This is a genomic window from Pseudoalteromonas ostreae (genome assembly GCF_018069805.1).
GTDB lineage: Bacteria > Pseudomonadota > Gammaproteobacteria > Enterobacterales > Alteromonadaceae > Pseudoalteromonas > Pseudoalteromonas ostreae.
Window position 1 is genome coordinate 74,679 of record NZ_JAGPYN010000016.1, and the last position, 13,075, is coordinate 87,753.

General features: G+C 41.9%; 10 protein-coding genes. 6 read left to right on the forward strand and 4 right to left on the reverse strand.

Annotation, left to right across the window (positions count from 1 at the left end; genetic code table 11):
- The first annotated feature begins 29 nt into the window (after positions 1-29).
- The 5 genes from J7338_RS13995 (at position 30) to J7338_RS14015 (ending at position 6,024) form a co-directional block, all read left to right on the forward strand.
- Positions 30-1,127, forward strand: a complete 1,098-nt coding sequence (locus tag J7338_RS13995) for a PQQ-dependent sugar dehydrogenase (RefSeq protein ID WP_210797627.1) — start codon at positions 30-32, stop codon at positions 1,125-1,127.
- A 6-nt stretch (positions 1,128-1,133) separates the two neighbouring features.
- Positions 1,134-3,425, forward strand: a complete 2,292-nt coding sequence (parC, locus tag J7338_RS14000) for a DNA topoisomerase IV subunit A (RefSeq protein WP_210797628.1) — start codon at positions 1,134-1,136, stop codon at positions 3,423-3,425.
- Positions 3,426-3,580: 155 nt separating this feature from the next.
- Positions 3,581-4,294, forward strand: coding sequence for a 1-acylglycerol-3-phosphate O-acyltransferase (locus J7338_RS14005; RefSeq protein ID WP_210797629.1), 714 nt, complete (start codon positions 3,581-3,583; stop codon positions 4,292-4,294).
- On the forward strand, positions 4,294-4,629 hold the full coding sequence (gene rraB / locus J7338_RS14010; RefSeq protein WP_210797630.1) for a ribonuclease E inhibitor RraB: 336 nt from the start codon (positions 4,294-4,296) through the stop codon (positions 4,627-4,629). Before J7338_RS14005 ends, rraB begins: the two co-directional genes overlap by 1 nt.
- Before the next feature lie 177 nt (positions 4,630-4,806).
- Complete coding sequence (locus tag J7338_RS14015) at positions 4,807-6,024, forward strand: HD-GYP domain-containing protein (RefSeq protein WP_210797631.1); 1,218 nt, start codon at positions 4,807-4,809, stop codon at positions 6,022-6,024.
- Here the strand turns inward: J7338_RS14015 and J7338_RS20825 are convergent.
- Positions 5,984-6,325 carry a hypothetical protein gene (locus J7338_RS20825; RefSeq protein ID WP_275074491.1) on the reverse strand — a complete coding sequence of 114 codons (342 nt, stop codon included), beginning with the start codon at positions 6,323-6,325 and terminating at the stop codon, positions 5,984-5,986. The two genes, J7338_RS14015 and J7338_RS20825, sit on opposite strands and share 41 nt — an antisense overlap.
- Before the next feature lie 287 nt (positions 6,326-6,612).
- On the opposite strand from J7338_RS20825, the gene J7338_RS14025 reads away from it, so the two are divergent.
- Complete coding sequence (locus J7338_RS14025) at positions 6,613-7,875, forward strand: outer membrane protein transport protein (protein WP_210797633.1); 1,263 nt, start codon at positions 6,613-6,615, stop codon at positions 7,873-7,875.
- 97 nt (positions 7,876-7,972) lie between these two features.
- On the opposite strand, the gene J7338_RS14030 is transcribed toward J7338_RS14025, so the two are convergent.
- The 3 genes from J7338_RS14030 to pepA form a co-directional block, all read right to left on the reverse strand.
- On the reverse strand, positions 7,973-10,828 hold the full coding sequence (locus J7338_RS14030) for a valine--tRNA ligase (RefSeq protein WP_210797634.1): 2,856 nt from the start codon (positions 10,826-10,828) through the stop codon (positions 7,973-7,975).
- A gap of 60 nt (positions 10,829-10,888) precedes the next feature.
- A complete protein-coding gene (locus J7338_RS14035; protein WP_145234983.1) occupies positions 10,889-11,335 on the reverse strand; it encodes a DNA polymerase III subunit chi in 447 nt (148 codons plus the stop codon).
- Between the two features lie 174 nt (positions 11,336-11,509).
- Entirely contained in the window at positions 11,510-13,021 is a 1,512-nt protein-coding gene (gene pepA / locus J7338_RS14040; protein ID WP_210797635.1) for a leucyl aminopeptidase, read from the reverse strand.
- Positions 13,022-13,075: the final 54 nt, after the last annotated feature.

Sequence of the window (13,075 nt, forward strand, 5' to 3'; positions counted from 1 at the left end):
AAGCAGCATGCTCAAATTGGGTGAAATCGATGAATAAATTACTAGTTTCTCTACTAACTTTAGGCTTGCTAAGTACTCCCTTAGCAGCAAAAGAAATCCTTAAAGAGCTCAGTGTTCCAGATGGTTTTACCGTAAACATATTTGCCAGTGATGTGGAAAATGCACGGCAATTAGCAGTATCTAAAAAAGGTATTGTTTATGTTGGTTCGCGTAGAGCGGGAAACGTGTATGCGCTGATTGATCATAATAGCGATGGAGTTGCTGATAGACAAATACTGGTGGCTAGTGGTTTAACCATGCCATCGGGTTTAGCGATCAAAGATGGCGACTTATATGTAGCTGAAGTACAACGTATTATTCGCTTCAAAAATATTGATACACAATTGAAAGCACCTAAATATGAAGTGGTTTACGACGCATTACCGACAGAACGTCATCACGGCTGGAAGTTTTTACGCTTTTCGCCCACTGGTGAGCTGATTATTCCTGTGGGTGTACCCTGTAACATTTGTGCTGACGATGAGCGCTATGGGCGAATATTTTCATTGGATGTTAACACCAAGCAAATGATTACGTTAGCGCAAGGTGTGCGTAATTCTGTTGGTTTTGACTTTCATCCCAGTACCCAAGCTATGTGGTTTAGTGATAATGGCCGCGACATGATGGGTGATGATCTACCACCTGATGAACTAAACCGGCTAACAACCGAAGGTGAACATTTTGGTTTTCCGTATGTGCATGCAGGCGCCATCTTAGATCCTGAATTTGGTAAAGGTAAAAATATTGCCGATTACAGTGCCCCAGCTTTAGCCCTGGATGCGCATGTTGCGCCGTTAGGGATCCATTTTTATCAAGGTAAACAATTTCCTGCTAGCTACAAGCAGCAATTATTTGTTGCAGAGCATGGTTCGTGGAACCGCAGTAAAAAATCCGGGTATAAAGTGGCACTTGCCACCGTTGAGCAAGGACGTGTGATAAAATACACGCCGTTTATTACGGGCTTTATGAAAAACGAAGAAACATTGGGTCGTCCGGTTGCTTTTGCAGAACTTGCCGATGGCAGCTTATTGATCTCCGATGATTATGCCAATGTGATCTACCGTGTAAGCTATAAAAAAATTAAGTAGGCTTTGATGAGTGATACAGATACCTTGCTATTGCAAGGAATTGAACAACAAACAATGGGGCGTTTTACTGAAGACGCCTATTTGAATTATTCCATGTATGTGATCATGGATAGGGCATTACCACATATCGGTGATGGTCTAAAGCCAGTACAACGGCGTATTATTTACGCCATGAGTGAACTGGGTTTGTCGGCAACGGCTAAATATAAAAAGTCAGCTCGTACTGTTGGTGATGTACTCGGTAAGTATCACCCACATGGTGATAGCGCCTGTTATGAAGCGATGGTGTTAATGGCACAACCGTTTTCTTATCGTTACCCATTAGTTGATGGGCAAGGGAACTGGGGGGCAGCCGATGATCCCAAGTCATTTGCGGCCATGCGTTATACCGAAGCGCGCTTATCTAAGTTCTCAGAAGTACTGTTAAAAGAACTTGGCCAAGGGACTGTCGATTGGACGCCAAACTTTGATGGCACAATGGACGAACCACAAGTATTACCATCACGGTTACCACATATTTTACTCAATGGTATAACAGGTATTGCTGTGGGCATGGCAACGGATATTCCGCCACATAACGTGCGCGAAGTAGCCAGTGCCTGTTGTTTGTTATTGGATAATCCCAAAGCTGAACTAGAACAACTGCTTGATTATGTACAAGCTCCTGATTATCCTACAGAAGCTGAAATAATTACTTCAAAAGCGGATATTCGTAAAATTTATCAAACCGGCCGTGGTTCGATAAAAATGCGCGCTATTTATACAGAGGAGCATGGTGATATTGTCATCACTGCACTGCCTCATCAGTGTTCTGGTGGTAAGGTACTAGAGCAGATCGCAGCGCAAATGAATGCCAAAAAGCTGCCTATGGTGGCTGATTTACGTGATGAGTCTGATCACGAAAATCCAACTCGTATAGTGATTATTCCACGCTCTAACCGCATTAAAGTGGAGCCGTTAATGGCCCATTTATTTGCGACTACAGACTTGGAAAAAAATTATCGCGTTAATATAAATATGCTTGGCCTTGATGGTCGTCCGCAGGTAAAAGACTTACGAACCATTTTAACTGAGTGGCTGGTGTTTCGCCGCGAAACAGTGCGTCGTCGCCTGCAATATCGTTTAGATAAAGTATTGGCTCGTTTACATATTTTAGAAGGTTTATTGGCTGCCTTTTTAAATATTGATGAAGTGATCGAAATTATTCGTAGCGAAGACAAGCCTAAGCCTGTGTTAATGGAACGCTTTGGCATCAGTGATATTCAAGCCGAAGCAATCCTTGAATTAAAACTTCGTCACTTAGCGAAGCTTGAAGAGTTTAAAATTCGTGGTGAGCAAGACGAGCTTGCCAAAGAGCGTGATAAATTAGAGCTGATCTTAGGTTCTGATCGTCGTATGTCGACGTTACTGAAAAAAGAAATTCAAGAAGCCGCAGAGCTGTATGGTGATGACCGTCGTTCTCCAATTGTAGAGCGCCTTGAAGCCAAAGCATTAAGCGAAAAAGATTTGATCCCATCAGAATCAGTAACCGTTGTGTTGTCTGAAAAAGGTTGGGCCCGAGTGGGTAAAGGTCATGATTTAGATGTTGAAGGGCTCAGTTATCGAGCTGGCGATGGCTATAAAGCCTCAGCCCGTGGTAAGAGCAATCAGCCAGCGGTGTTCTTAGATTCAGCAGGGCGAGCATTTGCCACCGATGCGCATGGCTTACCGTCGGCGCGCAGCCAAGGTGAACCAATGACTGGACGCTTTAACCTCACTGCAGGTGCTAATTTTGAGCATGTAGTGATGGGAGAGGATAAACAAGTGCTGTTAATGGCATCGGATGCGGGTTATGGCTTCATTACAGATTTTGTTGATTTAGTTAGTAAAAACAAAAACGGTAAAGCACTGGTTAGTGTGCCAAAAGGTGGGCAATTATTAGCGCCAATTCGAGTTAATGATGTTGCTAATGATTACTGTATGGCGATATCGAATGAAGGACGGATGTTGTTATTCCCATTACGTGATTTACCAAAACTTGGTAAAGGCAAAGGTAATAAGATAATCTCTATCCCAAGTGCCAAAGTACAAGCGCGTGAAGAGTTTGTTAAAGTACTTGCTGTAGTGCCAGAAGGCACAAGTGTGACCTTGCATGCAGGTAAGCGTAAACTGACTCTTAAACCCAGTGATTTAGAGCATTATCATGGTGAGCGTGGTCGTCGAGGTAATAAATTACCGCGTGGTTTACAGCGTGTCGATGAAGCCGTTATAGAGCTGACGGCGATTGACGATGACATTGAGCCGATAGAAACCGAGTAAGTACTTTAAATACTCATAAATAAAACGGCCTGCTATTGCAGGTCGTTTGTTTTTAAAGCAGAAAATTATTTTAAGCTTACATGTGTTCGCTAAACACTCGTTTAGCGGTAAAAATAACGCTATAATGCCGGCGTTGTTATTTTTGGAGAGTTTTTTTGTTAGCTATTATTCGTATTGTTATTATGGCATTGTTTATTTTATTAAGTTGTGTATTTGGTTTACTCCTTTGTTTAGTAAAACCTTTTCATATAAATAATGTACATATTATTTCAAGTTGGTTTGGCACTGTGGCTAAAATGCTTGGTGTAAACGTGGTTATTACACGCCACCCTGATGCGCAAAGTTGTGGGCCCGCAGTGTATGTTGCAAACCATCAAAATAATTACGATATTTTCACTTTACCTGCGGCAGTCCCTGAAAACTGCGTCAGTTTAGGGAAGAAGAGTCTCAAGTGGATCCCATTTTTTGGCCAGCTATATTGGTTGTCGGGTAATATTTTAATTGACCGTGGTAACCGTTCTAAAGCCGCTGGCACGATCACTAAATCGGCCGATAAAATTAAACAAACAGGCTTGTCGGTGTGGATGTTTCCTGAAGGAACCCGTAGTTATGGGCGTGGCTTATTGCCATTTAAAACCGGTGCCTTTCATACTGCTTTAAACGCTGATGTACCTGTAGTGCCTGTGTGTATGAGTACAACATATAAAACCATTAAGCTAAACCGCTGGGACAATGGTACAATCTACATAGACATGTTAGCGCCAGAGCCACTTGATAAAACGATTGGAGCACGTGAACACGCAAAGCGTATTCATAGCAAAATGGCTGCTAGAATAACTGAATTAGATGCTCAAGTGAGAGAAAAGTAATGGAAAATTGGCGTGAAATTAGTGAAGACATTGTAACTTCGTTATTAGAAGATGGTTCTGATCCTGAGATTTTATACGAAGTAGAACACCACTTTGTTTGCGAAGATTTTGCCAAGCTTGAGCAAGCTGCACTAGCTGCGTTTAAACTAGGCTATGACGTTGAAGAACCTGCAGAACTTGAGCTTGAAGACGGCAGTAAGATTTGGGGCTTTGACATCGTAGTTGAAGCTGAGTTAGATGTTGATGTAATAATGGAAGATGTTGATAAATTAGCACAACTTGCAATCGACACCGACGTAGAGTACGACGGCTGGGGCACTTACTTCCAAGAGTAATGTGCTAGCCACTAGGTCCTAATCACTAGGACCTAGTGTAATTCATAACTATTATTAACTCCCCAACTCGCTATTTCCTAGTGCTTATTTCGTATTCGTTACTTTTGTTATAGACATTTGTAGTGGATCGTTGATAATCAGTAACTATTATTGTTTGAAATGAATTAGCCACTTTATATGCTTATTACCCTTCCTATTTCTGAACTCGTACCAGGAATGTTTGTTGACAGTGTTAGCAAACAGTTTGAGGGGGGGGACAGTATAAAAATTAAAACTCGTGGTCTTGTTCGCGACAAATCGATCATCAAACGCTTGGTATCTGAAGGCGTGCAGGAGCTGCTGATAGATTTTACGCAAAGTGATGTGAGTGTTCCTGCCAAATATCAGCTTAAACCTGAAGTTGCTCCTGCAACGGTCGATAAACCTAAAAAATTAAAAATAAAAAAGGTCATTTCAGTTGAGCAAGAGTTTGCCAAAGCGAGTGTCAGTTATGAGCAGCACAATCGTAATTTACAAAGTCTATATGGTGATGTCACCTCAGGTTTAAAGATGAATATCACATTGCTTGATGACATTGCCAAAGATATCGTGGCATCAGTCTTTCGTAATCATAATGCAATGGCTATTTTAACCCGCATTAAAGATAAACATATGTACAATTGGCGACATATGACTAATTGCGCTATTTTTGTCACTGTATTTGCTAAGTACTTGGGTTACAAAGAAAGTGTTGTGCAAGAACTGGCCATGGGGGCATTGCTGCATGACTTAGGTCAAGCTAAATTACCACAAGGGATTTTTTCTAAACCTGAAAAAGTAAACAAGCTAGAGATGCAATCGATTAAAAAGCATGTAGCACAAAGTTTAGGCTTGGTAAAAGGCGAAAAGGGCATTACCCCATTAATGCTTGATATGATAGTTAATCACCATGAACGTTTAGACGGCAGTGGTTATCCACGAGGTTTACAGGGGGAAAAGCTAAGCCGACCAGCACGAATTATGGCGATAGTTGACGTTTATGATGCAATGACAGCAGATAGACCCCATCAAATTGGTGATGAACCAATCAACGCACTGCGCTATTTACTTGCTCATAAACACTTGTTTGATGGTGAGCTGGTACAGCGGTTTATTAAGTGTTTAGGCGTGCATCCGGTCGGTACGATTGTTAAATTAACTAATGAACGATTGGCATTAGTAACTGAAGGTAATCATCAGAATCCAATTCAACCTAAAGTTAAAATTTTCTATAATGCTAAGCATAGCCATCATATTACCGCAAAAGATGTTGATTTAACTTCACCAGATCACGACTTAAAAATTTTAGCGAGTATTAAACCATTAGATTACCAGCTTAATTTGGCTCGTTTGTTAAAAGAGCATCTGTTGATTTAAGGGCTTTTTTAGTTATTGCTTTGTCACAGTGTTTTTTAGTTGATTGCTTAGCCGATAATAGTGCACCACTGAAGCAACTCACCATTAATAGTAGCCACAATAAAGTCCCATTCTCTGAATGTAACGCACCACAACAGCACAATAGTGCGACTAAAGCACAAACAATAGCACCTAACCAATAATGGTTAACAGGGTTATCGCATTCACCAGCTCTGGTGCAAGCACAAAAATTAGCTTTGCAGAAGCAATATACACTTATCCCACAAAAAGCCAATGAAGCAATAATTAATGCTATTTCCACCGCTTTATCTCCTTTGCTAGTCCTGTTTGGCAGTCTAATAGTGCTAATTAAGCAAGTCAATCTAAATGATAATTAATTGCAAGTGTGTTTTTCCTGCAACTTATCCGATGAGTTTTAAAAAACTGTTACTTTGCTGTTAAAAATTATCTTTGTGGGGCTTTTTAACGCTTTGTTACAGTTTTTTATATAAAAGTAAGGTACTGTGCTAAGGTTTTGAAGTAACTTACTCCTAATAATTAGAGACAACACATGGGAACCCAAACATTTTGTTTGGTTAAGGAAACACAATGAAATTTACAAAAACTTTAATAGCAGCATCACTTGCTGTGATGTCTGCAGATACGTTTGCAGCGGCTTTCCAACTAGCAGAGCAAAATGCCTCTGGCTTAGGGCGCGCATATGCTGGTGAAGCAGCAGTGGCTGATGATGCCTCTGTTGTTGCGCGCAATCCCGCTCTTATGTCTGTATTTAAAGAGCAGCAGTTAAGTATTTCTGGTATCGCTGTCATTCCAGATGTCAGCCTTCGTGGCACTGAAGCTAGTAATCAATCAGTTAACCCCAGCCAACTAAACGACAGCAGCATTGCTCCTGCTGCATTTGTTCCTGCGGGTTATTTTGTTATGCCTATCGATGACAAATTTGCCGTCGGGTTTGGTGCGTTTTCAAATTTTGGTTTATCAACTGAATTTGAAGCCGATTACCCTGCAGGGCAACTTGCTGGTGAAACCGAGATTGTGACTGTAAACATGAATGTTAGTGGTTCATATAAAATTAATGAACAATTTAGCGTAGGCCTTGGCCTGAACTATGTTTATGCAGATGCAAAAATTGTCCGTAATTTTGGTGCTAATCCATTAGGTTTACCAGCACAAACTCAAGCAGTACATTTAGAAGGCGATGATACTGGCTTTGGTTGGAACTTAGGAGCTAGCTATCAGATTGATGAAAATAGCCGCTTTGGTTTTAACTATCGTAGTGAGACAGACATCACATTTGATGGTGAGTTTTCTAACCAATTACCTGCACAAATCGGCGGCCTAGTTGGCGTAAGTGTGCCTGGAAGTGTTGAAATTACACTACCTGCGATTGCTGAGTTCTCTGGCTCGCATCAGTTAGATGAGAAGACAGGCTTACACTACAGCGTTATGTGGACTGGTTGGGATAGCTTTGAAAAACTAGAAGCGCATGTTGCTGGTAGCGATGCTCCAGTATTCTCTAAAGATGAGCACTTCTCAAACTCAATGCGTTATTCAATCGGTGGCGATTATCAGTTTAACGATGCTGTACTATTACGTGCAGGTATTGCTTATGATGAATCACCAGCCGATCAAAAACACCTGTCGATTTCTATCCCTGATACTGACCGTTTTTGGTACTCGTTTGGTGTTAACTACACCATGAGCGAGCGAGCAAACTTAGATATTGGTATGAGTATTCTCCGTGGTAAAACACAAAACTTTACTGAATCAGACAAGCTAGGTCAGCAGTGGGGCTTTGAATCAAAAGGCCATGCATACTTATTTGGTGCGCAGTATAACTACACGTTTTAATTTGTAGGCGCGGGTTTATCCCGCGCAAATAAAAAGCCGCGTTATTTATTAACGCGGCTTTTTTTGTGTCTAGCTGTGCGGGTTTCCCCGCATCTAGTTACAAGCTTTCGATCTTGGCTTTTTGCTCAAGTAGTTTTGCTTTCGCATCTGAGAACTCTGCAAGCTTCTCATTTTCTTTAGCAAGGACTGCTTCAGGTGCATTGTTAACAAACTTTTCGTTTGCTAGTTTATTTTGCACTTGAGCTAGGCCTTTTTCGGCTTTTTCAAGCTGCTTAGCAATACGTGCAAGTTCGGCGTCAACATCGATTAAACCTGCCATTGGGATCATGATCTCAAGGTTACCAACATACGATGTTGCACATGCAGGTGCGTCATCTTTGTTATCAAGCAGCGTAAATTCTTCAATTTTAGCAAGTGATGCTAAGAAAGATTTATTTTCTTCAATACGACGTACATCATCCGCAGATGCATTTGCTAGTAATACTGATAACGGCTTGCTTGGGCTAATATCCATTTCACCACGAATGTTACGAATGGCTAAAATGAATTGCTTAACCCACTCTAAATCATCCATTGCTTTCGCGTCAACGCTCGCTTGATTATAAACAGGGAAGGCTTGTACCATGATGCTGGTATTCGCTGTTTCAAGACCTGCAAGTGGCGCAACACGTTGCCAAATAGTTTCGGTAATGTATGGCATCATTGGGTGCATTAAGCGCAGTAGGCTTTCAAGCACAGTGATCAGAGTATGACGCGTACCACGTTGTTGTGCTTCATTGCCTTTGAATAATACTGGTTTAGTCAGCTCTAAGTACCAATCGCAAAATTGGTTCCAAGTGAATTCATAAAGCGTATTGGCTGCAAGGTCAAAACGGTAATTATCTAAGTGCTCAGTATAGGTCTTAACGGTTGCTTCAAATTGGCCTAAGATCCAACGATCAGCAAGTGAGTATTCTTTCGCTGCGTCGTTTGCAAAACCACAGTCTTGCTCTTCAGTGTTCATTAGTACATAACGGCTGGCGTTCCATAACTTATTACAGAAGTTACGGTAACCTTCAAGGCGGTTCATATCCCAGTTGATGTCACGACCAGTCGATGCCATTGCCGCTAAAGTAAAGCGCAGTGCATCTGTACCGTGGGCTTCAATACCGTTATCAAAGGTTTTACGAGTATCTTTTTCGATTTTTTTAGCAACTTTTTCTTGCATCAGGTTGCTGGTGCGTTTTGTTACTAAGCTTTCAAGGTCGATACCGTCAATCATATCGATTGGATCAAGCACGTTACCTTTAGATTTTGACATCTTATCGCCATTTTCATCGCGAATAAGGCCTGTAACGTAAACCGTTTTAAAGGGCACTTGTGGCTTGCCGTTATCATCTTTGATGAAATGCATGGTCATCATGATCATGCGCGCTACCCAGAAGAAGATAATATCAAAACCAGTTACCAATACGTCAGACGGGTGGAAGGTTTTTAAATCATCAGTGTTCGCAGGCCAGCCTTGGGTTGAAAAAGTCCAAAGTGCTGATGAGAACCATGTATCGAGTACATCTTCGTCTTGGCTAAGTGTGACGCTATCAGCAATGTTGTTTTCACGACGTACTTCTGCTTCATCACGGCCAACAAAAACGTTGCCTTCGCTGTCGTACCAAGCTGGAATGCGGTGACCCCACCACAACTGGCGTGAAATACACCAATCTTGTACATCGTTCATCCACGAGAAATACATGTTCTCGTATTGTTTTGGTACAAATTGAATATCGCCATTTTTAACGGCGTCTTTTGCAGGTTCAGCCAGCGGCGCAACACGTACATACCATTGGTCGGTAAGTAGTGGCTCAATTACTACACCAGAGCGGTCGCCGTAAGGCACGGTTAACGCGTGATCTTCGATTTTTTCAAGTAGACCTAATTGTTCAAACTCAGCCACAATCACTTTACGTGCAGCAAAACGGTCAAGGCCGTGTAAGCGCTCTGGAATTGGTGCATCAAATTCAAGCTCTTTACCATCAAAGGTGTAGGTTTCACCTTGGCTTAGAATTGCTGCATCTTTATCGAAGATGTTGATCATCGGCATTTGATGACGCTTACCCACTTCGTTATCGTTAAAATCGTGTGCTGGCGTGATTTTTACACAACCAGTGCCTTTGTCTTTATCGGCATGTTCATCAGCAACAATTTTAATACGACGATTAACAATCGGCAGTAAAATGTCTTTACCGATCAAGTCTTGATAACGTTCATCATCAGGGTTTACAGCAACACCAGAGTCACCCAGCATGGTTTCTGGACGAGTTGTGGCAACGACAATGTACTCTTTGCCATCTTGGGTTTTCACACCGTCAGCAAGTGGATAACGTAAGTTCCACATGTGGCCTTGCTTATCTTTGTTTTCAACTTCAAGATCAGAGATCGCTGTGTGTAATTTTGGATCCCAGTTTACAAGGCGCTTACCACGATAAATTAAATCTTCTTTGTGCAGGCGTACAAATACTTCTTTAACCGCTTCTGATAAGCCGTCATCCATAGTGAAACGTTCACGATCCCAATCTACAGATGCGCCAAGGCGACGAAGCTGCTTGGTAATTGTACCGCCAGATTGTTCTTTCCACTGCCAAATTTTGTCGATGAAAGCGTCGCGACCTAAATCATGACGCGTTTTGCCTTCTTCAGCAGCAAGTTTACGTTCAACCAACATTTGTGTTGCGATACCTGCGTGGTCAGTACCTACTTGCCATAAGGTATTGTTACCTTGCATACGCTTAAAACGCGTTAAGGTATCCATAATGGTATCTTGAAACGCGTGGCCCATGTGTAAGCTACCAGTGACATTAGGTGGTGGGATCATAATTGAATATGCATCGCCTTTACCCGATGGTTTAAAGTAGCCTTTTTCTTCCCAGTCTTGGTATAGCGACTGTTCAATATCTTGCGGATTGTAGGTTTTATCCATTACACAGAACCTTAAATAAGTACTTAAATGAGTTAGTTAGCTATTAATAAAAAAGGTATGTTAGCTATTAATATCTTGCGTGGTGATGTTGGCTCCGAGTTGACGCAGCTTTTTAAAGCGCTCACGGGCAGCTTGTTTAGCAGTGGCTTCAACGGGCACAAAATCAAAAACTTGGTTAAACCGACGAATAAAGTCCGGCAATTGTGCAGCCAAGTTAATTAAAACTTTACGATTACCGACTGGCGGGGTAGTACCTATTTCAACGGGCGCACCACCTTTTGGACCTTCACCTTGGAGATTGTGAGGCACAAAACTGTCGGGGTCGAATGACCAAATAGTTTCATCAATGGCATGGGCAATTTCAAGATCATCAACGTAAATAAAGATACGATGACCAAGGCGATACTGTTCAGCAGCAATATCAGCCGCTAAGCTAAAGTGATCATCAGCCTTGGCTAATGACTCATCTTGTTGCTTTAGAACGAAAAACTGGGCGTTCATGCTCATTGTATCGGGGCTTCCCACAGTATTGAAAATAATACTCAAATCAAAGCAGGGATTTTGCCATATAACGCGTTTTGCTTCAATTAATACGCTAATTTATACGTTAATAAGTGGGGAATAAATAAGGCGCTAAAAAGCGCCTTATTTAAATTTACAATGTATTGTTAAACGCGGGGTTTAATCTTGGCTGGTTTCGCTTACACCGGCACGGTTTAGTAAATATTGCGTAAGCATCGGCACTGGTCGACCTGTTGCGCCTTTGTTTTTACCACTGCGCCAAGCAGTGCCTGCGATATCTAAATGGGCCCAGTTATACTTTTTAGTAAACTTAGATAAGAAGCATGCTGCTGTTATCGTTCCCGCAGAGCGGCCGCCTAAGTTAGTAAAATCAGCAAATGGACTTTCTAGTTGATCTTGATAATCATCCCACAGTGGTAACTGCCACGCACGGTCGCCACTTTGCTCAGATGCTTTTAACAAGTCATGTGCCAGTGGGTTGTGGTTAGATAATAACCCCGTTGCATGAGCGCCAAGGGCAACAATACACGCGCCAGTTAAAGTAGCGACATCAATCACGGTTTCAGGTTCAAAGCGCTCAACGTAAGTGAGTGCATCACATAATACTAAACGACCTTCAGCGTCGGTATTTAGTACTTCAACTGTTTGCCCTGACATAGTGGTCAAAATATCACCCGGACGATAAGCATTCGAGCTTGGCATGTTTTCACAACCTGCGAGTACACCAATTACGTTAATCGGTAATTGCATTTGCACCAAAGCACGCATTGCGCCAATAACACCGGCTGCACCGCCCATGTCGTATTTCATTTCATCCATGGCTTCGCCAGGTTTTAGTGAAATACCGCCTGAGTCAAAGGTTAAACCTTTACCAACCAGTACAATAGGGGCTTGATCTGCTGCGCCACCTTGATAGTTGATAACCGACATAATAGATTCGTTATCACTACCACGACCAACGGCTAAGTATGAATTCATACCTAACTCTGCCATTTTATCTTCGCCAATTATATCAACCGTAATGTTGGCAAAGTTAGCTGCAAGTTCTTGTGCTTGTTCACCTAAATATGCAGGGTTACAGATGTTTGGCGGCATGTTTGCTACGTCTTTACATAACTTACTACCTGCGGCAATCGCTAAGCCATGTTCAATGGCGCTTTCACCAATGGTCAGTTCGCGGCGAGTTGGTACGTTAAACACAATTTTACGCAGCGGGCGACGTGGGTCGCTTTTTTTGCTTTTTAATTGGTTAAAGGTATACAAGCAGTCTTGGGTGGTTTCGACCGCTTGGCGAACTTTCCAGTAAGTGTCGCGACTTTTAACATGTTGCTCAGTTAAAAAGCATACAGCTTCCATCGATCCTGTTTCGTTAAGGGTATTAATGGTTTTTGAAATAATTTGCTTGTACTGTTTATCATCAAGCTCGCGCTCTTTACCGCAACCAACCAGCAGTATTCGCTCACTTAGCACATTAGGTACATGGTGTAATAACAGGACTTGCCCAGGCTTACCTTCAAGGTCACCACGGCGTAATAAATTAGAGATATAACCATCGCTGATTTTATCGAGTTGTTCACCAATGGGGGATAAACGACGTGGCTCATAAACGCCAACTACAATACATGCGCTACGTTGCTTTTCAGGACTACCACTTTTTACGCTAAATTCCATTGTCACTCCTAATTTTGAGTCATTTAACCCTTAAATAAGGGTAATAAAATAAAA